The following is a 21,624-nucleotide window of genomic DNA, read 5'->3' as shown; positions in this document are numbered from 1 at the left end:
GCTGCCCACCGGGTACGGTCAGCCGCAGCCCACGGAAGGAACCCCATGCGAATCGGCTCCAGCATCGCCTTGATCGTGATCGGCGCCATCGTCGCGTTCGCGGTCGACTACCAGATCGCCGGCATCGACCTGCGCCTCATCGGCTACATCCTGATGGCCGCCGGCGTCATCCTGCTCATCATCAGCCTGGCGGTCGGCTTCGGCGGACGTCGGACGACCACCACCACGCGGTCCGGGGTCGACCCGGCCTCCGGCGAGCAGATCACCCGGCAGGACCGCCGCGACGGCACCTACTGAATCCAGTACGACCGACAGCGAGGGCGGGACCGAACGGTCCCGCCCTCCGCTGTCTGTCGTGTGGCTGTCGGTCCTGCGGTCTAGAAGAGCGTCGCGGGGGGAGCGACCTCGGGGATCGGTGCCGGCTCCGAGACGTCGACGCCCGGCCAGCCCGGTCCGGTCGGGACCTCGGTGCGGTTCTGGTACGCCGTCGCCGCACCGCGGGCACGGACGTCGGCTGCCTCGTTCATCTCGTGGCCCATGTGCCCACGGACCCACTCGAACGTCACCTTGCGGCCCTGCAGCTCGGCGTCGAGCTCCTGGATGATCTCCACGTTGAGCACCGGCTTGCCGTCGGCCTTCCGCCAGCCCTTGCGCTTCCAGCCGGCGAGCCACTCGGTGCAGGCCTTGATCGCGTACTGACTGTCGCAGAGGATGTGCAGCGGTTCGCCGGTGTCCTTCGTGGCCTTGAGGAGTTGCAGGACGGCGGTCAGCTCGCCCTGGTTGTTGGTGCCGCGGGGCCAGCCTCCGGCAGCCCAGCGGTCGTCGTCCACGTACCAGGCCCAGCCGGCAGGGCCGGGGTTGCCGAGGGCTGAGCCGTCAGCGGCGGCGACGATCGTCACGGTGGGACCTCCTGGTGGTGGCGAGTGCCCGACGAGCGTAACGGACCTGCGGGGTGAGCCGTGCCTCCCGGCCGGGTCAGCGACCGGAGGTGTGGCGGAGCGCCGCGACGAGTCCGTCGCCGTCCGTGACGTCGTACATGGCGAAGTTCTCCCGCGCCCCGGGCAGGCCGTCGAGGCCCGTGTTCGCGTACTGCTGGGCAGCAGCGCTGCCACCCCAGAAGAGCGTGTCGAGGTCGCTGACGTCGTCCCACTGCACGGTGACGTGCTCCGCCGTCCGGTCCACGTACCAGTCGGGGCGGTGGGCGTCGGTCTCGCGGGTCCGCCGGCCGTTCGTGACGAGTGCCCGCTCCGTCGTCACGGCGTGGACGTCGGTGCGCTTGCGGTGGCGCTTGACGAGGAACCGGCCGGCGCCCATGTGCAGGCCGACCAGGACGAGGGCGGACAGCAGGACGAGGACCGCCGGGTTCGCGTGCGAGCGGGCGGCCGCCACGAGGAAGCTCGTCACGATGACGAGGAAGAAAGCGCTGAAGGGGATCAGGTACCGGTCAGCGTCGACGAAGATCCGCTGCAGGTTACTGTGGCCGACCCAGAGGAGATGCTCACCCGGGCGGAGTTGTCCGTCGACGAGGGCCCGTTGCTCGGGGCTCGCCGACCCGGTGGGGCAGGAGCCGTCAGCGTCGGGCTGCGTCATCGAGTGCCTGGACCAGGGCCTTGCCGTCCGAGACGTCGTAGAACGCCATCGGACGAGGACCGAAGAACCCGTCGAGGCCCGTGTTGGCGTAGAGGTGCTGGAGGTTGGGGGCGCCGAACCCGCCGCCGCCGAACACTCCTCGCCCGGAGCTGCCACCCCACTCGACTGAGCAATGGGTTCGACCGCGGGTCCAGTTGATGTCCCGGTCCGTCCGGCTGACATCGGTCTCACGGCTGCTGCGCCCGTTCGTGATGAACGCTCGCCGGTCGGTCACGGCGAAAGCCTCCGTGCGCTTCCGGTGGCGCTTCACGAAGAACCGGCCGACGATCAGGTGCAGCCCGATGAGGACGAAGACGCTACCGAAGAGGGCGAAGAACCACGGTGCTCCGGTGGTGAGGACGCCGACCTCCCAGAAGATCGCGAAGCCGCCCCACAGGATGCTGAAAGGCACGAGGAAGCCGTCGCGTCCGGTGAACAGCCGCGCGGGATCGCTCTGCCCGACCCACAGCAGGCGCTCCCCGGGTCGGAGCTCGTCGGTGGCCAGGGCGCGAGGATCCATCACGCTTCGACCGTACTGGTGCGTGCGGGAGCCGGTTGTGCCCCGATCGGATGGACGGCCTGGGAGCTCGACGCCGTCCGCCGCCTAGCGTTCGGGGAAACGGGAGGAAACAGCATGAGCAACGACATCGCAGGCCCCGAGCACTCTGACGACCGGGACCGCTCCGACGCCCTGACCTCGGCAGCGCACAGCGACGACGTCGACGGGGTGAGCGGGCGTGAACAGCGCGCCGCCGACACGTCGTACAGCCCCTCGAGCGAGCGGGAGATGGACGCGTCACAGACGAAGCAGCGTGACGACGACGACCTGCGCGAGGACGGCATCGACCCCTCGCGCATCGTCGCAGCCCCGGGGACCGGCGGCGCGGACGACGCCGGCGACGTCGAACCGGAGCCGGGCGATCTGCACCTGCCGTGGCAGTCTGAGGAGGACCGCCAGGGCTGAGCGGCTCGAGGCCCACGCGGAACACCGGTGTTCGCCGGTGACGCCGCGGGATTCCGCGGCGCGACTGACGAACACCGGTGTTCCGCGGCGGACGCGGCAGGCGGGCGCGGTTGCCGGCCCGCTCAGGCGACGGCGTCGGGGTGCGAGCCCGTGCGCTGACCGGACTCGAGGCCGGCGATCGCGGAGAGTTCGTCGTCCGTCAGGACGAAGCCGTCGACGTCGAGGTTCGAGCGGATCCGCGACGGCGTCACGGACTTCGGCAGGACGACGACCCCCTGCTGCACGTTCCACCGGACCAGCACCTGGGCGACGCTGACGTCGTGCGCGGCGGCGATGCCGACCAGGACCGGGTCCTCGATCAGTCGCCCGCGGCCGAGCGGGGACCACGCGGCCGTGACGATGCCGTGCTGCTCGTGGAACGCCATCAGTTCGCGCTGCGGCAACCACGGGTGCCGTTCGACCTGGTTGACGGCGGGGACCTCGCCGGTCTCGTCGATGATCCGCTCGAGGTGCGGCACCTGGAAGTTCGAGACGCCGACACTGCGCGCCCGCCCGGACTCGCGGAGTTCGACGAGGGTGCGCCAGGTCTCGACGTAGCGGTCGTTCGCGGCCGCCGGCCAGTGGATCAGGTACAGGTCGACCGCGTCGAGCCCCAACCGCTCGAGACTGGCGTCGAACGCCCGCAGCGTGCCGTCACGCCCCTGGTGCTCGTTCCACACCTTCGTGGTCACGAACACGTCATCGCGCTCCAGCCGGGAGGCCCGGATCGCCTGCCCGACGCCACGCTCGTTGCCGTACATCTCGGCCGTGTCGACGTGCCGGTACCCGGCGTCCAGTGCGAGACCGACGGCCGTCGCCGCTTCGGAGTCGTCGACCTTGTAGACGCCGAAGCCGATGGTGCGGATGCTCCGGCCGTCGCGGAGGGGGGTGGAGGTGACCATGCACCCATCCTGCCCGCCGTGACGGGGGGCGAGCCGCGCCTCCAGGACGTCCTGTGGAGAACTCCCGGACCGACGGATCAGGTGGGGAGGTGGACCGGCTCGGTGTCGGGCAGCGGGCTGGCGTCACGACCACGCAGGTCGGGCAACCACCGGCGCACGACCAGGGGGAAGACGACCCCGGCCGCCGCCATCACGGCTCCGACCATCAGCCCGCCGCTCGGGCCGTTGCTGTCGATCAGGAAGCCCGCGACCGCGGAGCCGCCAGCGGCGCCGATGAGCTGGCCGGTGCCCATCCATCCGTAGGCCTCGGCCGTGTCGGAGAACTTGACGGTGGCGGAGACCGAGCCGAACATCACCGTCAGCGCGGGGGCGATGCCGGCGCCGGCGATGACCAGCGAGATGCAGAGCCACCAGAAGGTCGGGTTGCCGACCGCGAGCACGAGTCCGACGAAGACGATCGTCATGCGCAACCAGAGGGCGTTCGGTGAGATCGGGAGGTGCCCCAGCGCGAGACCGCCGACGAGCGACCCGACCGCGAACACGGCGAGGACGATGCCGGCGTTCGGGCTGCCCTCGCCGAAGACGCTGGTGACGCTGGCCTCCACCGCGGCACACGCGCCGATGAGCAGCAGGCCCGTGACGGTGGCGACCACGACCGACGGCCGCTTCATGACGACCCCGAACGCGCGCTTCGAGCGGGGGATGCGGACCCGGCCGAGCTCGGGCGAGGCGATGAACCAGGCGCCACCGATGAGCAGGAACACCATCGCGACGACGATCGCCTGGACCGTGCCGATCTGCGTCGCGACGAACGTGGTGATGACCGGGCCGGCGACCCAGATGAGCTCCTGGGCGCTGGCGTCGAGGGAGAAGAGCGGGGTGAGCTGCGAGGACGTGACCATCTTCGGGTAGATGGTGCGGACGGCGGGCTGCACCGGCGGGACCGCCAGACCGCCGACGAAGCCGATCACGACGTAGGCCCAGAGCGGCATCACGAAGAAGGCGATGACGCCCATCGTCACCAGCGCCACGACGCTCGTCAGGATGAGGACGGGGCGCATGCCCCAGCGGCCCATCCAGCGGCTGGTGAGCGGACCGGCGAGGGCCTGGCCGATGCTCGTGGTCGCCAGGACGAGTCCTGCTGCGCCGTACGAGTCGAAGATGTGCTCGACGTGCAGCAGGTACGCCAGCGACAACATGCCGAACGGGAACCGCGCGGTGAGTTGCGCGGCGATGACCCTGCCGACCCCGGGCGTCTTCAGCAGGGACCCGTACGCGCTCACGAGACGAGTGTACGGACTGGACGGACCGCGTTGCGGCGGCTGTGGAGAACCGTGCCACCCGTGCGGGGGACGGCGCTCGGGGCGGTGTCCGCGCAGCGCTCTCAGACACGCCGAGCGGGAGGTTTCCACACCCGTGGAGAAGGCCCCCCAACAGGGTGTGGGAAGTGTCGGTGGGCGGTGGCAGAGTGGCGGAAAACCGGGCCTCACGGGAATCCACAGACTGTGGATGACGTTGTGGAAACTACAGGGGTGTAACACTTCCTCTAGTGGTCCACCCGCCCATCGGGCACTACATGTAGTAGCGTCATCGACAACACAGCACCAGAACGACGGGCCTCCTACCGGGCCCAGAACCAGGGGAGATCATGGCCGTCACCGTGTACACCAAGCCGTCCTGCGTCCAGTGCACTGCGACGTACCGCGCCCTCGACAACAAGGGCATCCAGTACGAGGTGCACGACGTCTCCACGGACGAAGCCGCACTCGAGCACGTCAAGAGCCTCGGCTACATGCAGGCCCCCGTCGTCGTGACCGACGACGACCACTGGTCGGGCTTCCGCCCCGACAAGATCGCCACCCTCAGCGCCGAACTGGCCTGACGCCTCGCGGGCCACTCGGCCCGCGACGCCCGGTGGCGGGTGGACGGCCAGGAGGCTCGTCCCACCCCGCACCACACCCTCCGGTCCGCAGTCCGCACCTTCGTCAGGGAGCGCACCATGAGCCGCCTCGTCTACTTCTCGAGTGTCTCGGGCAACACCGCCCGGTTCGTGGAGAAGCTCGGCCAGGACGCCGACCGGATCCCGCTGCACGCGAGTGAGCCGCCCCTGCGGGCGGACGGCCCGTACGTCCTGGTCCTCCCCACCTACGGTGGCGGCAACGGACACGGAGCGGTCCCCAAGCAGGTCATCAAGTTCCTCAACGACGAACACAACCGGGCACTGATCCGGGGCGTCATCGTCGGCGGGAACACCAACTTCGGCGAGGCGTTCGGCCTCGCCGGGGACATCGTCGCGCGCAAGTGCGGAGTCCCCGTTCTCTACCGCTTCGAAGTCTTCGGGACCCCCGACGACGTGGTGGCGGTCAACTCAGGATTGGAAGCATTTTGGACGCAGCAGTTGCAGACGTCGATCTGACGTCTCCGCAGACGGGGATGGACTACCACTCCCTCAACGCGATGCTCAACCTCTACGACGCGGACGGGAACATCCAGTTCGACAAGGATCGTGAGGCGGCCAAGCAGTTCTTCCTGCAGCACGTCAACCAGAACACCGTCTTCTTCCACAACCTGAAGGAGCGGCTGGACTACCTGGTCGAGAACGAGTACTACGAGCAGGCGACGATCGACCTGTACTCGATGGACTTCATCCAGCGGCTCAACGACCTGGCGTACTCGAAGAAGTTCCGGTTCCAGACGTTCCTTGGTGCGTTCAAGTACTACACGAGCTACACGCTCAAGACGTTCGACGGCAAGCGCTACCTCGAGCGCTTCGAGGACCGCGTCGTGATGACCGCGCTCGGCCTGGCGCAGGGCAACGAGCAGCTCGCGATCGACCTCGTCGAGGAGATCATCGCCGGCCGCTTCCAGCCTGCGACGCCGACGTTCCTCAACACCGCGAAGGCCCAGCGCGGCGAACTCGTCTCCTGCTTCCTCCTGCGCATCGAGGACAACATGGAGTCGATCTCGCGCGGCATCAACTCGTCGCTGCAGCTCTCCAAGCGCGGCGGCGGCGTGGCCCTGCTGCTCTCCAACATCCGTGAGGCCGGCGCCCCGATCAAGCAGATCGAGAACCAGTCCTCGGGCATCATCCCCGTGATGAAGCTGCTGGAAGACTCCTTCTCGTACGCGAACCAGCTCGGTGCGCGTCAGGGTGCCGGCGCGGTGTACCTCAGCGCCCACCACCCGGACATCATGAAGTTCCTCGACACCAAGCGCGAGAACGCCGACGAGAAGATCCGCATCAAGACGCTGTCCCTCGGCGTCGTCGTGCCGGACATCACGTTCGAGCTCGCGAAGAACAACGAGGACATGTACCTGTTCTCGCCGTACGACGTCGAGAAGGTCTACGGCGTCCCCTTCGGCGACGTCCCGATCTCCGAGAACTACCGCGCGATGGTCGACGACTCGCGCATCAAGAAGACGAAGATCAAGGCCCGCGAGTTCTTCCAGACCATCGCGGAGATCCAGTTCGAGTCGGGCTACCCGTACATCGTGTTCGAGGACACGGTGAACAAGGCCAACCCGATCAAGGGTCGGATCAACATGTCCAACCTGTGCTCGGAGATCCTGCAGGTCAACACCCCGACCACCTTCAACGAGGACCTCTCGTACAAGGAGATCGGCAAGGACATCTCCTGCAACCTCGGCTCGCTGAACATCGCGCTGACGATGGACTCGCCGGACTTCGGCAAGACCATCGAGACCGCCATCCGCGGCCTGACCTCGGTCTCGCAGATGTCGCACATCACCTCTGTTCGCTCCGTCGAGGACGGCAACGACAAGTCGCACGCCATCGGCCTCGGCCAGATGAACCTGCACGGCTACCTGGCTCGTGAGCGCGTGTTCTACGGCTCCGAAGAGGGCATCGACTTCACGAACATCTACTTCTACACGGTGCTGTTCCACGCCCTGCGCGCCTCGAACAACATCGCGATCGAGACGGGGGAGACCTTCGACGGCTTCCGCGACTCGAAGTACGCGTCGGGTGAGTTCTTCGACAAGTACACCGACCAGGTCTGGACGCCGGCGACCCCGCGCGTCGCGTCGCTGTTCGACAACGCGAACATCACCATCCCGACGCAGGACGACTGGAAGGCGCTGAAGGCGTCCATCCAGCAGTACGGCATCTACAACCAGAACCTGCAGGCCGTGCCGCCGACCGGTTCGATCTCGTACATCAATCACTCGACGTCGTCGATCCACCCGATCGCGTCGAAGATCGAGATCCGCAAGGAAGGCAAGCTCGGCCGCGTCTACTACCCGGCGCCGTTCATGACGAACGACAACCTGGACTACTACCAGGACGCGTACGAGATCGGCCCCGAGAAGATCATCGACACGTACGCCGCGGCGACGCAGCACGTGGACCAGGGCCTGTCCCTGACGCTGTTCTTCAAGGACACCGCCACCACGCGTGACATCAACAAGGCGCAGATCTACGCATGGCGCAAGGGCATCAAGACGATCTACTACATCCGTCTGCGCCAGCTCGCACTCGAGGGCACCGAGGTCGAGGGCTGCGTCAGCTGCATGCTCTGATCGCTTCCGCGATCTCCTGACTGGAGGCGCGGGGCGGCCCCGCCCCGCGCCTCCGGTTCCGTACTTGTTCTGCACCACCACCTCCGGAAGAACGCAATGACTCTCACCGACCCGGTCCACGCCACCGGCAAAGCCGTCCCGCTGATCCGTTCGGTCAGCGCGATCAACTGGAACCGAATCCAGGACGAGAAGGACGTCGAGGTCTGGAACCGCCTCGTCAACAACTTCTGGCTGCCCGAGAAGGTGCCGCTGTCGAACGACGTGCAGTCGTGGAACACCCTCACGCCGGAGGAACAGCAGCTCACCATGCGCGTGTTCACCGGTCTGACGCTCCTCGACACCATCCAGGGCACCGTCGGCGCGATCAGCCTGATCCCCGACGCGATCACCCCGCACGAGGAGTCCGTCTACACGAACATCGCGTTCATGGAGTCGGTGCACGCCAAGAGCTACTCGTCGATCTTCTCGACCCTGGCATCGACGCCCGAGATCGACGACGCCTTCCGCTGGTCCACCGAGAACGTGAACCTGCAGAAGAAGGCACAGATCGTCCTCGACTACTACACCGGTGACGACCCCCTGAAGCGCAAGGTCGCCTCGACGCTGCTCGAGTCGTTCCTGTTCTACTCCGGCTTCTACCTGCCGATGTACTGGTCCTCGCGCGCCAAGCTCACCAACACGGCCGACCTGATCCGCCTGATCATCCGCGACGAAGCCGTCCATGGGTACTACATCGGGTACAAGTTCCAGAAGGGCCTCGAGGGCGCTTCCGAGGAGCGCAAGCAAGAGATCAAGGACTACGCGTTCAGCCTGCTGTTCGAGCTGTACGAGAACGAGATCCAGTACACGCAGGACCTCTACGACCAGGTCGGGCTGACCGAGGACGTCAAGAAGTTCCTGCACTACAACGCCAACAAGGCGCTGATGAACCTGGGCTACGAGCCGATGTTCCCCAAGGAGACCACGGACGTGAACCCGGCGATCCTGTCGGCGCTGTCGCCAAACGCGGACGAGAACCACGACTTCTTCTCGGGGTCTGGGTCGTCGTACGTCATCGGCAAGGCGGAGAGCACTGAGGACGAGGACTGGGACTTCTGAGCCTGGTCCGACTCGTGGGGACGCCCCGCTGGCTTTGGCCAGCGGGGCGTTCCTCGTTGTGATTCGACCGGCGCCTCGTATCGCAGTGTTCTACCTACAAAGAGCGTCGTCTCCGAGCCGATCGACAAACGCATCATGGTACGCCATATCGAATAGTGACCCGGAATCAGGATAGACGGGGATATGCATCGAGCCGGCGCAACAAGCATTTCGTTGAGCGCCCGCTGAGAAGAGGTTGTGAGTCCGCATCTCAGGGCGCGCTAGCTCGCTAACCAGGCAAAGTTGCGACACCTGGTGCAAGCAATCCTCACATCGGGAACCGCTTCGCGAATTGCCGAGATGACTTCCGCACGTGGATTATCGTGACTCCCTCGCCCATTCGACACGAAGGCGTGCCTAGGTTTGAGACGGCGAGGTGCCACGTCAGTGCTGCTGAGTGCGTCGGCGCGTACGTGCCTCCCTGACGAACTTGGCGCCCAGGCCGGCCCCGATCACGACGACCGGAGTGCCGACGAAGAAGAGGACGGACGATGGCTTCGGGAAGCTGTCAGCGATTGCGAGAAGTGCTGTGAGCGCTGTGATGACGACCAGTGTGTAGAGCAGCCATGCACGCATGAGCATTGCCCTTCCCTGCGTCGAATCAGATGTGTGCCAACCAGCGGCAGTCGACGCTCGATCCGCCCTTGACGATGGAGGATGGCGCGACGCTGAGGACGACAACGATGGCTGAGCATGCCGCTCCGCCGCCGCCAGGGGTCGGGCAGATTGCCGTACCGATGTCAGTACCACCGTTTGCCGCAAGGGTTTGCTGGTGGACCGTGTTGCCCGACCCCTCATCGGACGTCGGCGCTTGACCAGAGCTCGCGCGCGAGACTCCAACTCAGGCGGAAGACCGGTCGCAAGCTCAGAATGACCACGACGAGCAGCGTGCCGGCCTGCACGATGAGGAACGCCGCGAGCGCAACCGGGATGAACGCGGTCGCAGTCCAGGCCAGGGCGAAACCCACGAGGAGCGCCGCGACAACTCGCACGATCACGAGTTCTCGATGACGGTGCAGGACGAGCGCTCCTGCCGCAGCGAAAGCCAGTGGGACAAGGGCCTGCAGCGCGACCGCGATGGGGAACCAGAGATGGATACCGGTGGCGGGGGAACGCGTGGCCACGAAACCGACAACGGCAACGGCAACGAAAACACGCGTGATGTCACGAGCCAGCACGCCGCCAACAGCCGCCACCGAACCCGCCAACACGGAGACCGCAGCGATCATCGGAACGAAGGCTGTGTCGATTGCGTGGGTTCCGACGAAACCGAGCAGGTTGTCGATCGAGAGAAGGGCCGCGCCAGCGGTACCGAGGATCAACACCGAGGTGGGTCCTCTGCCGGCCGAGCGAGAGATTCGCGACGTGGTCATCCTTCGTCTCCGTCGAGCGGGCGGACGGAGTCTCCGACCGCCCGGTACGCAGCAGCGCACTGCTCCTTGAGACGCGGCCCGATCGGCGACAACGCCGCGATCCATCGGTCCTCGTCCATGATCTCCAACACGCGGGCCCGCCCGAGATCGTCGACTGCCGCGTGCGTGGCGGCCGAGACGCCGGGGAAGAGTGCGCCGTACTGATCGGCGGATACGCTTCGCTGCTTCGGATGCTGCACATACCGCTGGCTCTCGCTCGAGACGTACAGCACGCAGGTCGTCAGGTAGTCCTGCTCGGGCGTCAGTGGAACGGGTGACCCGAGATCGTTCGCTGTTCGCGGTGCTCCATCCGGAGGCCGCACGGCCGAGACGGTTGCGGGAGTACCGACGACGTACCAGTTCACACCCCGAGCGACTGCACGCCCGGTTCCGAACGTGCCGTCCCATTCCGCGAGGGTCTGTGGCACCGACGCCGCGTGCGCGTAGACGCGGATGAACGTCGGCTCGTCGTGGTCGAAGCAGTCGAAGCCACGCATGCTGTCCCAGAACGCGAGATCGTCCAGCAGGGTATCTGCCCGCGTGCAAGGTACCGTCGCGCGGATATCGGCCGCCAGGGTCTCCATCGCCGCTGCGTCGAGAGTCGCTACTGCCGAGCGTGGAGGAGCGTGCACCAGGGGCTGGGCATGCGGGTGTTGATCGTCGGAGCCCGACGAGCACCCGGACAGGACAGCTGCGGCGACGCAGATCGAGGCGATGGCCTCGATGCTGCGTCGCCGCGATCGCTCTGGCATCACTGCCACTGCACTCCGGCCCAACCGATGCCGGTGAGGCCCTTCATCTTCTTGGTGGCAGCCACGTTCCCCCACGGGACGGACTTCGAGCGACCAGTGCCGCAGTCCAAGGCCGTCCAGGTCGGAGCGTGCTTCGCGTTGAACGACTTCCCCCAGATGCAGGGGCTCGAGTTGCCCTGATGCTTGTACCACTTGTACTGCACCTGGGCTGATGCCTTCGAGCCGATGACGCTGCAGCCGTTCAAGGACTGCGTCATCGTCGCGACGACCGCGAATGCTCTGTCCTTACAATCTCCCGACCGAGCGGAGCGTCCGTCACCGGCGACGACGACCTCCCCAGTGGGATCGAAGCTCTCATCGATCACGACGTTCGACGGGACCTCGACCTGCGTTGCGCTCTGGGCCTGCGCAGGCTCCGCGATCAGGAGTGCCGCGGTTGCGGTGGTCACCACCGCTGCGAGGAGCGAGATGGACTTCTTCATGTTTTCTTCCCCTCGTTGCCGCCGAAGACACGGCGGGTGCAACCAGAGTGCTACATATCACCGTGCGGCACAACCTTGCGAGTACGAGCACTACCCGGCATCCGCGGACTCATGATGTGGCCGCCCCCCATGTTGCGTTTTCCTCATCGGGCCTCGTGTCGATGCCACAGAGCAGCAGTGAGGCGCCGGCGTGCCCGGGGTTACTGTGACGCCCTGCTGGCTTCGGTCGGCGGGGCGTTCGGTGTTGAACGACGCGTCTCATCGTGTCCGCTCGGCCGAGCCGCTAACGCTCCGGCGACGGCAGCGACTGCTCGCTCGATCGAGAGTCCGGGATGGTCCTCGCGGTACTTCCGGACATCTGTGGGATCGACCTCCGTGCCGGCCGGAAGGTCGATCGGCTCGCCGGAGCTCCAGCGTGTCGTCGCCATCCAGAGTGTGGCTGCCCCCATCCAGCCAGTCAGGAGCGGGCTCAGGTACAAGCACCCGTACGCCGTGGCTGCAGCGCCGACGACGACGGCGGGGATGCGGATCCACCTCTTCATGGAGAGCAGCATGCTCTGGCCGCCCTTGACATGCAAGATATGTCCGGTGGAAGATCAGTGCGTGATGCAGGGCGATCCTGGAAATTACGCTCGTCCGGGACTCGAGGTCCTTGGGGATCGCCAGGGCGGAGCGGTCCTCACCTGTCGCACGTCGCAGAACGCTGCGGCGTTCAGCATCACCGCTCAACGGCCAGGCGCGCGCTCGGTCGTTCAGGAAAAGGGGTAGAAGGTGATCTTCGTCGAAATGGTTGCGGCGGTGGTGACCGTGGTCTTCGTCGTGTTGCCCGCACGGGGCGTCATCGGCCGGAACTCATTCGTCGGTGTTCGTACGCGAGCGACGATGCAAGATGCGGCAGCCTGGCGCCGAGGGCACCAGGCTGCCGTGCTCCCGACCAGCGTTGCTGCCGGTGGCGTGATCGTTCTCGGGATGACCGCAGCGGCCACGGGGCGGCCGAACGACGTGTCCGCGGTGATCCTCTGCGCAGCTGTGCTGCTTGCCGGGGGGTTGTGGAGCGTCGCCGTTGCGCAACGAGCAGTCCGGGAGGCACCTGATGCTTCGCGTTGATGGCCCTGTCGTCCCTGAGCCAGTGGTAGCGGAGGTCCGCTGGAAGCCGATCCTGATCTTCACGGTCCTGGCCTGGGGCTTTGGATGGCTCGCCAGCCTGCCGCTGTGGATCGATCCGGTGGGCTTGGCGTCGGCGCACGCGCTGTGGGTCCTGCCGATCATGATGTTCACACCCTGCGCTGCAGCAGCGATCGTTGTGCTGCTGCAGCAACGCGTTCCGGTGCGGCAGGCTGTCCGGCAGCTCGGAATCGTCCCGCTCCGACCGGTCGGAAAGCTCCTGCGCTTCTCACTGGGTGGCATCGTCGTGCTTCCACTCGTCGTCATCGCCGGCATCGCAGTCGCCGCGCTCCTGCATTTCGTCAGCCTCGACCTCGTGACGTTCAGCGGATTTGCCGCGATACTTCCCGAGGAAGCGAGGGACCTTCTGCCGATCGGAGTACTCGTTCTCATGCAGGTCGTGTCGATCCCGATCGCCGCGATACCGAACGGGGTGCTTGCGTTCGGTGAGGAAGTCGGGTGGCGCGGCTTTCTGCTCCCTGCCTTACGACCTCTTGGTGACTGGGCCACTGTGCTGATCACCGGCATCGTGTGGGGCGTCTGGCATAGCCCGATCATCTTGCTGGGCTACAACTTCGATCGTCCAGACCTGGTGGGGGTCTTCCTGATGATCGTCGGAGCCACCGCCGTCGGAACGTTCCTCGGCTGGCTCCGGATCTGGAGTGGTTCCATCTGGCCCGCCGTACTCGGGCACGGCGCGTTCAACGCAGCGGGCGGTCTGGTGCTGCTGTTCTCGTCTGCGAAGTACCCGCCTGACCTCGCCCTCGCGGGCCCGCTCGGCGTCGGAACCTGGATCTTCGCAGCGGTGTTCGCAACGATCGTCGTCTGCTCGCGTCGATCGAGTGTTCTCTCTGACAGCGACAGCGACAGCGACCGGGACCGGGACCGGGACCGGGACCGGGACAGCGACAGCGACCGGGACCGCGGGCAAGGCGAAGGCTGACGCCAGTACCAACGCGACCTGCCGGTCCGACCGCAGTCGCGCCTCCAGACCGGAGCGAGAGCCGAGCACCTCGCCACCAAAACGAACAGGGCGGCTCTCCTCCTTCCGGAAGAGAGCCGCCGTGGTGTCTCGCAGTGGTTAGCGTGCCGACGGGACCGCCGTGCCGACGAGCTCAGCCTTCACGATGGCGGCTCCCGCGGACAGCGCGCCGAGCTTCGAGAGCGCGGCACCCCGCGCCAGCGGCGCCATGCCGCAGTTGGAGCTCGGGATGAGCTTGTCCGCGTCGACGAACTCGAGCGCTCGGCGGAGCACCTCCGCGACCTCCTCCGGGGTCTCGACGGTTTCGGTCGCGACGTCGATCGCCCCGAGCATGATCTTCTTCCCACGGATCAGCTCGACGAGCTCGAGCGGGACCTTGGAGTGGATGCACTCGAGCGAGATGATGTCGATCGACGACTGCTGCAGGAGCGGGAACGACTGCTCGTACTGGCGCCACTCCGCTCCGAGCGTCTCCTTCCACTTGTTGTTCGCCTCGATGCCGTAGCCATAACAGATGTGCACGGCGGTCTCGGCGCGCAAGCCCTCGGCCGCCCGCTCGAGCGCAGCGACGCCCCAGTCCTGCACCTCGTCGTGGAAGACGGTGAAGGCGGGCTCGTCGAACTGGATGATGTCGACGCCGGCGTCCTGGAGCTCGCGCGCCTCCTGGTTGAGGATCGTGGCGAACTCCCATGCCAGCTTCTCGCGGCTCTTGTAGTGCTGGTCGGAGAGGGTGTCGATCATGGTCATCGGGCCGGGGAGCGCCCACTTGATCGGGCGGTCGGTCTGGGCACGGAGGAATGCGGCGTCGTCCACGAATACGGGCGCCCGACGGCTCACGGCACCGACGACGGTGGGGACGGCCGCGTCGTACCGGTCACGGATCCGGACCGTCTCCTTGCGCTCGAGGTCGACGCCGTCCAGGTGCTCGATGAACGTCGTGACGAAGTGCTGGCGGGTCTGCTCGCCGTCGCTCACGATGTCGATGCCGTGGCGCTCCTGCTCGTGGACAGCGGCTCGGAGTGCGTCCTGCTTACCCTCGGTCAGCGCTGCCCCCTCGAGCAGCCAGGGGGACCAGAGTCGTTCGGGCTCGGCGAGCCAGGAGGGTTTCGGCAGGCTGCCGACGATCGCGGTGGGCAGGAGGGTGCTCATGTGCAGGTGGTTCCTGTCGGGTGGGGTGTTGATCAGAGGGAAGGGACGGCGGCGCGGGTGGCCCACCGCTCGAGGAGTGCTCGGTGCGGCGTGACGAGGTGCTCCTCGGTGTACCGGCCCTGGGTGATCGCGAGGCGGCTCCGTTCCTCGCGGTCGTACGAGACGGAGGGCACCGAGTAGTCCGTGTGCGCGAGGCTCGGGCGGTAGGTGCTCGGCGCGGCCGTGTTCGCGTTGTAGATCTCCGGTCGGTAGATCTTCTGGAACGTCTCCATGGTGCTGATCGTGCCGATGAGCTGCAGGTCCGAGTAGTCGTTGACCAGGTCGCCGCGCGTGTAGAACGCGAGCGGCGCCTTCCCGCCAGCGGGCATGAAGTACCGAACCTGCATGCCCATCCGACCGAAGTAGTCGTCCGTGAGCGAGGAGTGCTCGTGCTCGTACTCGGCGCCGAGGACCGGGTGGACGTACTCCGTCTGCCGGTAGGTCTGGCTCGTGGAGACGCTGATGCAGACCACGGGCTCGGCGGTGAACTGGTCCTGGAACGCAGCGGACTCCAGGAAGCGCTGGAAGAGCTGCCCGTGCAGCTCGCCGAAGTCCGAAGGGATGCCAGCGCTCTTGTCGAGCGACGGCAGCAGCACGGCGAAGTCGTAGTCGCGGAGGTACGAGGAGAAGTTGTTGCCCAGGATCCCCTGGTGGCGCTCACCGGTGTGCTGGTCGACGATCGCGACGTCGAGCATCTCGAGCAACGGGAACTCGCCGGATGAACCCTGGTCGACGAAGTGCGCCGTGACCGAGACGATGTCGAGCTCGACGCGGTACCGGTCGCCGTTCGGATTGTTCGACGACAAGAGGTCGTTGCAGCGCCGGTCGATCATGTCGAGGGCGGTGCGGAGGTTCTGCTGGCGGTGCTCGCCGCGCGCCAGGTTGGCGAAGTTCGTGGTCAGCCGGGAGCTGTCCGAGGGGGAGTAGTCCTCGTCGAACCGGGTCCTGGTGATGCTGAAGGTGAGGTCGTTCGCCATGGTCGGCAGTCCGTACGTCGAGTGCCCGGGGGCTCGGGGGAAGGTGTCCCACGATCATGACTGCAGGCGCGGGTCATCAGGTAATACCGAGGCGCTATGCGCCGGTATAGCCTGCGCCTATGGCCCGGGTCTCGAACGACATCACCCTGCAGCAGCTCCGGTACTTCATCGAGGTCGCGACGGAGGGCTCGATCAGCGCGGCAGCCGACTTGCTCTACGTCGCGCAGCCGACGCTGTCCGCGGCGATGAAGGACCTCGAGACGCGGATCGGACGCCCGCTCTTCACCCGCTCGGCCCGGGGGGTCGTGCTCACCGTCGACGGGGTCGAGTTCCTCGGGTACGCCCGACAGGTCGTCGAGCAGGTCTCCCTCCTCGAACAGCGCTACGTCGGCGGGCAACCGTCGCGTCGGCTGCTCGGGGTGTCGGCGCAGCACTACTCGTTCGCCGTGGAGGCCTTCGTCCGGATGGTCGAGGCGGCGGCGGCGGACGAGTACGAGTTCTCGCTCCGTGAGACGCGCACGTGGGACATCATCGAGGACGTCCGCACGCTGCGCAGCGAGGTGGGCATCCTCTACCGCAACGACTTCAACCGCCAGGTCCTCGGCAAGCTGATGCGTGACGCCGGCGTCGTGTTCACCCCGCTCTTCGTCGCCCAACCACACATCTTCGTCGCCCGGCGGAATCCGCTCGCGTCACGGGAGCGCGCGACCCTCGCCGACCTCGCCGACCTGCCACGGCTGACGTTCGACCAGGGCGCGAACAACTCCTTCTACCTGGCGGAGGAGATCCTGTCGACGATGTCGAGCAAGCGGGAGATCCGCGTCTCGGACCGGGCGACGATCTTCAACCTCATGATCGGCCTGGGCGGGTACACGATCTCGACCGGCCTCATCAGTGACGACCTCGACCCGGAGATCGTCGCCATCCCGCTCGACGTCGACGAACGCATCGAGATCGGGTGGATCGCCCACGCCTCGGTGCCCCTGACCGTGCAGGCGCAGACGTACCTGGACGAGCTGCGAGCGGTGGTCATCGGCTACGGCGTCGAGCCGCTCGGGTAGACGGCCGGCAGACGGCGACAGGTGCGGTGACCGCTCGTGCGGTGACCAGCCTGGAGGCGCGACCCGCGTCCGTCACGCGGGTCACGCCTCCAGTCCGTCGCGTCGTAACGCCGCGGCCGCGCGCCTGCGGCATGATCGGGGGCGGTGTCCGTCCGGGACGCCTGCGACCAACTTGCATCATGGAGAGGCTGATGAACCCACAACTCATCTTCGGGATCGGCGGGGCTGTCGCCGTGCTGTGGGGTCTCACCATCGCGATCTTCAACCAGTGGGCGCAGAAGCTGCGTGGTGGCCGGCTCGCAAACGGACGGCCGCTGACACCAGGCTTCGTCCGGTTCATCGGGATCTTCCTGGTGGTCCTCGGGACGCTTTTCGTCGTCCTGGCCGTCACCGGGTTCCTGCCGGACCACGCGTCGTGGCGGTGACGCGGGCCAGCCGAACACCGGCGAAGTGACTTCCGAGGGTCAGAAGGCGGACTCTGACTCCTCGAAATTCGTCAACCACTCCGCCGAGACGGTCGGCGACGGTTGGGCGATCGACAGCGGACCAGGACTCGGTAGGTGCACCCGCAGCCTCGGTCGCGGCGGTGTCGCCTACCTCGTCGTCACCGCGCGCGACGCGGGGCCTGATCCCGCTGCCGACGTCGAAGCGGTCGAGCGGTTCTTGAAGCAGGAGGGCGTCGCCACTGAGCGTTACCAGAGCGGCGGCGCCGAACCGGTCCTCGGAGTTCGAGGTGCCGGCGGGCCGCTGGCATCCATCGATTTCTTGGCCGATCCACGTGGTTACAGCATCCAGGGCGAATCGGCCTGCGTAGCCGGTGACTTCGACCAGATCAGCCGCGACAGCTTGGAGTAGCGACGGGCGCAGGAGCAGAAGGTGCCCGCCGATCTCTCCAGGCTGATGATGCCGTGCAACCGTGTCCACGTCAGCAGCGCGAGCGCGAGCACCTCGACATCGACGTCGGCGAGCCCGGACCGTTCCGCCCATACGGCGACAGAGGCCCTGAGCGGAGAAGCGTCCCCGGGCAGGTCGGCAGTGGATCCGCTCCCCGCTCCCCGCTCCCCGCTGCCACGGCTCCGAGCGCCTCGACGATCACGGCTATGCTCCGCGACGCAGCCGGGATTCCGGGCATGTCCCGTTCGTCGCGGACGGCGAAACCGGCCTGGCGGAACGCGGCACGGGCCTCCAGTCCGCGGCGATCGGACGGCGACGTCGACGCGGCGAGGGTGACCGAGCGCATGACTGCTCCGCGGAGGACGCCGTCCTGCCCGTAGCCGCCGCCGGCGCCGGGGAAGCCGAAGACGACCTGGTCCGTCGGCATGGGGGTCACCGCCGCTGCGGGTTCGTCCCACACGTTGCCGAGGACCACCACGGTCGCGTGGCCGATCCGCGGCGCCCGGAAGGCTGCCGTTTCCGGGAGGCGACGGTGGCCGACGCTGATCGGGTAGGCGGGGCACTACCTCGCGGGAACGGGCAGGATCCGCCGCCGACCGAGGTCGTCGAGGAGTTCCACGAGCCGGTCCGCCGAGTCGTGGCACTCCGCGAACCCCGCCTGCCGGATCTTGATCAGGGACGAGACGTTGTCCCACGTCGAGTTCAGGATCATGTCCGCGAACCGCCAGTCGACGAGGTCCGCGTACGGGGTGGCGACCAGCCCGTGCCGTTCGACCATCCGCTGCCACAGGTCCTCCCGGGAGGGCATCACCTGCGCGAGTTCCATCGACTGGGGTTCGGCGAGGTCCAGGCCGTGGTGGTCGGCGAGGCGTTCGAACAGGTGGCTCCACCGCACCACGTCGCCGTTCGTGAGGTTGAACGCCTGCCCGGCTGCAGCCGGCGTCGTGCCGGCCCAGTCGGTGGCACGGGCGAGGAGCTCCGCGTCCGTCATCTGGTAGAAGATCCCGTCGTACGTGGTGCGGGCGCCGGGGAACCGCAGCGGCAGCCCGAGCTCCTTCGTCATGCTCACGTACGTCCCGATCGCCATGAGCAGGTTCATGGGCGTGCCCTGCGCGTACCCGATCACGGCCTCGGGCCGGAGCACGGTCATCGCGAAGCCTCGGGAGGCGGCGCGCTCGCGGAGCAGGTCCTCCTGGTCGTAGTAGAAGTTCGGCACCATCAGGCGCGGGTCGTCCTCCTTCGCCGGCGTCCTGAAGCGCCCGAGGTGTGCCCCGTAGTACTTCATCCCCTGGTAGAGGGTGACGTGCCGGAGCGGAGCGCCGAGACGGTCGAGGGCGTCGAGCGTGTTCTCGAGGAGGGCGACGTTCGGGGCGATCTGCTCGGCGAGGTCCGCGTGCTCCACGTACGCGGCGAACGCGAGACGCGTCGTGTCGGCAGCCGGGCGCAGTCCGTCGACCGCCGCCTCGGTGTCGGACAGGTCGACCGGCAGGTGGTCCCACCCGGACACGGGCCCCTGCGGAGCGCGACGACTGGCCCCGCGGGTGCGGACACCACGGCGGGCGAAGTGCTCGACGACGCTGCGCCCGACGACACCACCGGCTCCGACGACGAGGACCACGTCGCTGCTGTCGGTTGGTGTCCCTGAGGCGGGCGTTCCGTCGGTCATGATGCGGCTCCTGTCGGGTGGTGAACGTTGCGCAGCTGCTGCCGCGCCGGTGCCGATCCTGCCCGGCGGACCCCGGCCGCAGTCCAGGAACGGTCCGCGACGAGCGACGAGCGACAAGCGACGGGCGGGAGGCACGGTGCCAGCTGGCACCGTGCCTCCCGTCCGTCACACCGACCGCCCGGTGTCGAGACGCACCGCCTCATCCGACAGCGAGGTGACCGAGCGCATGACTGCTCCGCTGAGGACGCCGTCCTGCCCGAAGCCACCGCCGGCGCCGGGGGAGCCGGCGACCTCGACACACCGATTCGTGGAGTCCTCGTCAGGATCGCCCCGCGCCCGACACTTCTGTAGTGAGAGGGGGCATCCGTGGAAGAGGACACCGAAGCCGACGCAGCACTGACTCGTCGGCTCGCGAGCGGGGAACGGACGGCGTTGGCCGACGCGTTCGACCGGTTCGCGCCGACACTGACCCGGTACGCGTGGGCACTGGCCGGCAGCAGGCAGGACGTCGAGGAGCTCGTGCAGGACACGTTCCTGACGCTCTGGCAGAAGGGCGGCGAACTCGACCTCGCCACGAGCGCACTGCTGCCGTGGTTGTTGGTCGTGTGCCGGAACCACGCACGCAACCAGTCCCGGCGCCTCGCGAAGGGGGCCGCTGACGAGCTCCCCGAGGACCTGCCGACGCCGCCCGACGCCGACGAGGCCCGCGAACGCCTGCGCTGGGTCCGCGACGAGATCGCGACCCTGGCCCCGACGGACCAGCGCATCTGCGAACTCTGCCTGCTCGAGGGGCACTCGTACGCGGAGGCTGCGCAGATCCTCGGCCTCAGCGTCGGGGCCGTCACCCAGCGGGTCTCCCGCTCGCGCGCACGACTGAAGAAGGCGGTGATGCACGATGAACACTGAGCCCCCCACCGGAGACGACCTGCAGCGGATGCTCGTCTCGATGAAGCAGACCGTCCTCGACCGTGCCGAGGACCGTCGCCCCGCACCGCGCCGACGAGGCCGCCGTGCCGGCATCGCCATCGGCGTCATCGCCCTGCTCGGCCTCGGTGCCACGAGCGGCGGTGTGGCCCTCGGGATGATCCCGCAGCCCTTCACCGCATCGGCACCGGCTCCTGCCCCGAGCCCTTCCGAACCGGCGATGCCCAGCACCCCGGCCTCGGCACCGGTCCAGGAGACGCCGGACCCCGTGCCGACACCGACCCCCACGCCGACGAAGGGTCCGTTCGCGCTCGACGATCCGTCGACGTGGACGATCTCGGGCAGCGAGGTCGGACCGGTCGCCCTCGGTGGCGACACAGAAGCGGAGAGCGACGACCTCGAGCGTGCGTACGGGTTGGTGCCGGCGACACCGAGCACCTGCACTGCGCCGGGGACCTGGGCACGCGACGGCAGTCCGACGTTGCGGATCACCGACGAGGCCGACGGCGTCAGCGGAGTCCTGATCGGTGCCGAGGGGGACCCGGCACGGACCGAGACCTCCGGACCGACGACCGCGGCTGGTGTCGGCGTGGGGTCGAGTGTCGATGCCCTCCGCACGGCGTACCCGTCGCTCCAGGAGCACGTGTCGACACCGACTGGTGCGTGGTCTCGGTGGGATGTCCAGCTGCCGGACGGCCTGGTCTCGTTCCAACTCGGCAACGACGGGATCCATGTGGACTCGGTGTGGGTGAGCGCCGACCGGAACCCGCCGACATCCGTCTGCGACCTCTGAGCACGACGGCGGGCGGGAAGCAGCCATTGGGGGGTGCTTCCCGCCCGTCCGTGCACAGATCGCGCGGCTACTGGGCCGTCCCGATCCTCCGTCCGCGTAGCGTCCCGCGCACCACGTCA

Annotated in this window: 26 protein-coding genes; 13 read left to right on the top strand and 13 right to left on the bottom strand. The window is 67.5% G+C overall.

All coding sequences use genetic code 11. The features are described 5' to 3' along the window. Window positions 1-45: 45 nt before the first annotated feature. A complete protein-coding gene (locus DEJ31_RS14275; protein WP_110904153.1) occupies window positions 46-297 on the top strand; it encodes a DUF6458 family protein in 252 nt (83 codons plus the stop codon). An 80-nt stretch (window positions 298-377) separates the two neighbouring features. On the opposite strand, the gene DEJ31_RS14270 is transcribed toward DEJ31_RS14275, so the two are convergent. The 3 genes from DEJ31_RS14270 to DEJ31_RS14260 all read right to left on the bottom strand — a co-directional run bounded on the left by DEJ31_RS14270 (window position 378) and on the right by DEJ31_RS14260 (window position 2,152). After that, window positions 378-899, bottom strand: a complete 522-nt coding sequence (locus DEJ31_RS14270; protein ID WP_110904154.1) for a ribonuclease H — start codon at window positions 897-899, stop codon at window positions 378-380. Window positions 900-975: 76 nt separating this feature from the next. After that, window positions 976-1,590 carry a hypothetical protein gene (locus DEJ31_RS14265; RefSeq protein WP_111122179.1) on the bottom strand — a complete coding sequence of 205 codons (615 nt, stop codon included), beginning with the start codon at window positions 1,588-1,590 and terminating at the stop codon, window positions 976-978. Beyond that, window positions 1,571-2,152, bottom strand: a complete 582-nt coding sequence (locus DEJ31_RS14260) for a hypothetical protein (RefSeq protein WP_146240613.1) — start codon at window positions 2,150-2,152, stop codon at window positions 1,571-1,573. The genes DEJ31_RS14265 and DEJ31_RS14260 overlap by 20 nt, the downstream gene beginning before the upstream one ends. Before the next feature lie 111 nt (window positions 2,153-2,263). Between DEJ31_RS14260 and DEJ31_RS14255 the strand changes: the two genes are divergently transcribed. Then, window positions 2,264-2,593: a hypothetical protein gene (locus DEJ31_RS14255; RefSeq protein WP_111043927.1), complete on the top strand. Its 330-nt coding sequence runs from the start codon at window positions 2,264-2,266 to the stop codon at window positions 2,591-2,593. 122 nt (window positions 2,594-2,715) lie between these two features. Here DEJ31_RS14255 and DEJ31_RS14250 read toward each other — a convergent pair whose 3' ends face one another. Together DEJ31_RS14250 and DEJ31_RS14245 are read right to left on the bottom strand one after the other, a co-directional pair. Further along, window positions 2,716-3,534 (bottom strand): aldo/keto reductase, encoded by an 819-nt coding sequence (locus DEJ31_RS14250; protein ID WP_111043928.1) that lies wholly within the window; start codon window positions 3,532-3,534, stop codon window positions 2,716-2,718. A 77-nt stretch (window positions 3,535-3,611) separates the two neighbouring features. Next, complete coding sequence (locus DEJ31_RS14245) at window positions 3,612-4,817, bottom strand: MFS transporter (RefSeq protein WP_110904158.1); 1,206 nt, start codon at window positions 4,815-4,817, stop codon at window positions 3,612-3,614. A 365-nt stretch (window positions 4,818-5,182) separates the two neighbouring features. Between DEJ31_RS14245 and nrdH the strand changes: the two genes are divergently transcribed. From nrdH to nrdF, 4 genes are all read left to right on the top strand, one after another. Beyond that, window positions 5,183-5,416 (top strand): glutaredoxin-like protein NrdH, encoded by a 234-nt coding sequence (gene nrdH, locus DEJ31_RS14240; RefSeq protein WP_058769310.1) that lies wholly within the window; start codon window positions 5,183-5,185, stop codon window positions 5,414-5,416. A gap of 117 nt (window positions 5,417-5,533) precedes the next feature. Beyond that, window positions 5,534-5,950, top strand: coding sequence for a class Ib ribonucleoside-diphosphate reductase assembly flavoprotein NrdI (gene nrdI / locus DEJ31_RS14235; protein WP_110904159.1), 417 nt, complete (start codon window positions 5,534-5,536; stop codon window positions 5,948-5,950). Window positions 5,951-5,967: 17 nt separating this feature from the next. After that, complete coding sequence (gene nrdE, locus DEJ31_RS14230) at window positions 5,968-8,073, top strand: class 1b ribonucleoside-diphosphate reductase subunit alpha (RefSeq protein ID WP_111122178.1); 2,106 nt, start codon at window positions 5,968-5,970, stop codon at window positions 8,071-8,073. A gap of 96 nt (window positions 8,074-8,169) precedes the next feature. Then, complete coding sequence (gene nrdF, locus DEJ31_RS14225) at window positions 8,170-9,171, top strand: class 1b ribonucleoside-diphosphate reductase subunit beta (protein ID WP_258366318.1); 1,002 nt, start codon at window positions 8,170-8,172, stop codon at window positions 9,169-9,171. Between the two features lie 423 nt (window positions 9,172-9,594). Here nrdF and DEJ31_RS14220 read toward each other — a convergent pair whose 3' ends face one another. The 5 genes from DEJ31_RS14220 to DEJ31_RS16955 form a co-directional block, all read right to left on the bottom strand. Further along, entirely contained in the window at window positions 9,595-9,792 is a 198-nt protein-coding gene (locus DEJ31_RS14220) for a hypothetical protein (RefSeq protein ID WP_111043930.1), read from the bottom strand. A gap of 212 nt (window positions 9,793-10,004) precedes the next feature. After that, window positions 10,005-10,535 (bottom strand): hypothetical protein, encoded by a 531-nt coding sequence (locus tag DEJ31_RS14215; protein ID WP_111043931.1) that lies wholly within the window; start codon window positions 10,533-10,535, stop codon window positions 10,005-10,007. A 44-nt stretch (window positions 10,536-10,579) separates the two neighbouring features. Beyond that, on the bottom strand, window positions 10,580-11,206 hold the full coding sequence (locus DEJ31_RS14210; protein WP_111043932.1) for a hypothetical protein: 627 nt from the start codon (window positions 11,204-11,206) through the stop codon (window positions 10,580-10,582). A gap of 167 nt (window positions 11,207-11,373) precedes the next feature. After that, complete coding sequence (locus DEJ31_RS14205; protein WP_111122177.1) at window positions 11,374-11,856, bottom strand: hypothetical protein; 483 nt, start codon at window positions 11,854-11,856, stop codon at window positions 11,374-11,376. 200 nt (window positions 11,857-12,056) lie between these two features. Then, on the bottom strand, window positions 12,057-12,410 hold the full coding sequence (locus DEJ31_RS16955) for a hypothetical protein (protein WP_146240614.1): 354 nt from the start codon (window positions 12,408-12,410) through the stop codon (window positions 12,057-12,059). Window positions 12,411-12,627: 217 nt separating this feature from the next. Between DEJ31_RS16955 and DEJ31_RS14195 the strand changes: the two genes are divergently transcribed. Further along, window positions 12,628-12,963: an SdpI family protein gene (locus tag DEJ31_RS14195; protein ID WP_111043934.1), complete on the top strand. Its 336-nt coding sequence runs from the start codon at window positions 12,628-12,630 to the stop codon at window positions 12,961-12,963. After that, entirely contained in the window at window positions 12,920-13,963 is a 1,044-nt protein-coding gene (locus DEJ31_RS14190; RefSeq protein ID WP_181433539.1) for a CPBP family intramembrane glutamic endopeptidase, read from the top strand. The genes DEJ31_RS14195 and DEJ31_RS14190 overlap by 44 nt, the downstream gene beginning before the upstream one ends. A gap of 138 nt (window positions 13,964-14,101) precedes the next feature. Here the strand turns inward: DEJ31_RS14190 and DEJ31_RS14185 are convergent, their stop codons facing one another. Continuing rightward, window positions 14,102-15,151 carry a methionine synthase gene (locus DEJ31_RS14185; RefSeq protein ID WP_110904169.1) on the bottom strand — a complete coding sequence of 350 codons (1,050 nt, stop codon included), beginning with the start codon at window positions 15,149-15,151 and terminating at the stop codon, window positions 14,102-14,104. Between the two features lie 32 nt (window positions 15,152-15,183). After that, a complete protein-coding gene (locus DEJ31_RS14180) occupies window positions 15,184-16,167 on the bottom strand; it encodes a putative oxygenase MesX (RefSeq protein ID WP_111122175.1) in 984 nt (327 codons plus the stop codon). Between the two features lie 119 nt (window positions 16,168-16,286). Here DEJ31_RS14180 and DEJ31_RS14175 point away from each other — a divergent pair, with 119 nt between their 5' ends. The 3 genes from DEJ31_RS14175 (at window position 16,287) to DEJ31_RS14165 (ending at window position 18,083) form a co-directional block, all read left to right on the top strand. Next, a complete protein-coding gene (locus DEJ31_RS14175) occupies window positions 16,287-17,228 on the top strand; it encodes a LysR family transcriptional regulator (RefSeq protein ID WP_110904171.1) in 942 nt (313 codons plus the stop codon). A gap of 191 nt (window positions 17,229-17,419) precedes the next feature. After that, window positions 17,420-17,653, top strand: coding sequence for a hypothetical protein (locus DEJ31_RS14170; RefSeq protein WP_111043939.1), 234 nt, complete (start codon window positions 17,420-17,422; stop codon window positions 17,651-17,653). A gap of 25 nt (window positions 17,654-17,678) precedes the next feature. Continuing rightward, on the top strand, window positions 17,679-18,083 hold the full coding sequence (locus tag DEJ31_RS14165; RefSeq protein WP_111122174.1) for a hypothetical protein: 405 nt from the start codon (window positions 17,679-17,681) through the stop codon (window positions 18,081-18,083). A 601-nt stretch (window positions 18,084-18,684) separates the two neighbouring features. Here DEJ31_RS14165 and DEJ31_RS14155 read toward each other — a convergent pair. Then, window positions 18,685-19,788 (bottom strand): SDR family oxidoreductase, encoded by a 1,104-nt coding sequence (locus tag DEJ31_RS14155; protein WP_111122172.1) that lies wholly within the window; start codon window positions 19,786-19,788, stop codon window positions 18,685-18,687. 366 nt (window positions 19,789-20,154) lie between these two features. Between DEJ31_RS14155 and DEJ31_RS14150 the strand changes: the two genes are divergently transcribed. Together DEJ31_RS14150 and DEJ31_RS17305 are read left to right on the top strand one after the other, a co-directional pair. Next, window positions 20,155-20,694 (top strand): RNA polymerase sigma factor, encoded by a 540-nt coding sequence (locus tag DEJ31_RS14150; protein WP_110904174.1) that lies wholly within the window; start codon window positions 20,155-20,157, stop codon window positions 20,692-20,694. Next, on the top strand, window positions 20,684-21,505 hold the full coding sequence (locus DEJ31_RS17305; protein WP_111122171.1) for a hypothetical protein: 822 nt from the start codon (window positions 20,684-20,686) through the stop codon (window positions 21,503-21,505). The genes DEJ31_RS14150 and DEJ31_RS17305 overlap by 11 nt, the downstream gene beginning before the upstream one ends. The last annotated feature ends 119 nt before the right edge of the window (window positions 21,506-21,624 follow it).

The organism is Curtobacterium sp. MCPF17_031, assembly GCF_003234035.1.
Classification (GTDB): domain Bacteria; phylum Actinomycetota; class Actinomycetes; order Actinomycetales; family Microbacteriaceae; genus Curtobacterium.
This window is presented reverse-complemented; position numbering and strand designations above follow the sequence as displayed.

Coding starts and splice junctions, on each gene's coding strand:
- DEJ31_RS14275 (WP_110904153.1), top strand. CDS start 46: ATGCGAATCGGCTCCAGCATCGCCTTGATCGTGATCGGCGCCATCGTC.
- DEJ31_RS14265 (WP_111122179.1), bottom strand. CDS start 1,590: ATGACGCAGCCCGACGCTGACGGCTCCTGCCCCACCGGGTCGGCGAGC.
- DEJ31_RS14255 (WP_111043927.1), top strand. CDS start 2,264: ATGAGCAACGACATCGCAGGCCCCGAGCACTCTGACGACCGGGACCGC.
- DEJ31_RS14250 (WP_111043928.1), bottom strand. CDS start 3,534: ATGGTCACCTCCACCCCCCTCCGCGACGGCCGGAGCATCCGCACCATC.
- nrdH (WP_058769310.1), top strand. CDS start 5,183: ATGGCCGTCACCGTGTACACCAAGCCGTCCTGCGTCCAGTGCACTGCG.
- nrdI (WP_110904159.1), top strand. CDS start 5,534: ATGAGCCGCCTCGTCTACTTCTCGAGTGTCTCGGGCAACACCGCCCGG.
- nrdE (WP_111122178.1), top strand. CDS start 5,968: ATGGACTACCACTCCCTCAACGCGATGCTCAACCTCTACGACGCGGAC.
- nrdF (WP_258366318.1), top strand. CDS start 8,170: ATGACTCTCACCGACCCGGTCCACGCCACCGGCAAAGCCGTCCCGCTG.
- DEJ31_RS14220 (WP_111043930.1), bottom strand. CDS start 9,792: ATGCTCATGCGTGCATGGCTGCTCTACACACTGGTCGTCATCACAGCG.
- DEJ31_RS14210 (WP_111043932.1), bottom strand. CDS start 11,206: ATGGAGACCCTGGCGGCCGATATCCGCGCGACGGTACCTTGCACGCGG.
- DEJ31_RS14205 (WP_111122177.1), bottom strand. CDS start 11,856: ATGAAGAAGTCCATCTCGCTCCTCGCAGCGGTGGTGACCACCGCAACC.
- DEJ31_RS16955 (WP_146240614.1), bottom strand. CDS start 12,410: ATGCTGCTCTCCATGAAGAGGTGGATCCGCATCCCCGCCGTCGTCGTC.
- DEJ31_RS14185 (WP_110904169.1), bottom strand. CDS start 15,151: ATGAGCACCCTCCTGCCCACCGCGATCGTCGGCAGCCTGCCGAAACCC.
- DEJ31_RS14180 (WP_111122175.1), bottom strand. CDS start 16,167: ATGGCGAACGACCTCACCTTCAGCATCACCAGGACCCGGTTCGACGAG.
- DEJ31_RS14175 (WP_110904171.1), top strand. CDS start 16,287: ATGGCCCGGGTCTCGAACGACATCACCCTGCAGCAGCTCCGGTACTTC.
- DEJ31_RS14170 (WP_111043939.1), top strand. CDS start 17,420: ATGAACCCACAACTCATCTTCGGGATCGGCGGGGCTGTCGCCGTGCTG.
- DEJ31_RS14155 (WP_111122172.1), bottom strand. CDS start 19,788: ATGACCGACGGAACGCCCGCCTCAGGGACACCAACCGACAGCAGCGAC.
- DEJ31_RS17305 (WP_111122171.1), top strand. CDS start 20,684: ATGAACACTGAGCCCCCCACCGGAGACGACCTGCAGCGGATGCTCGTC.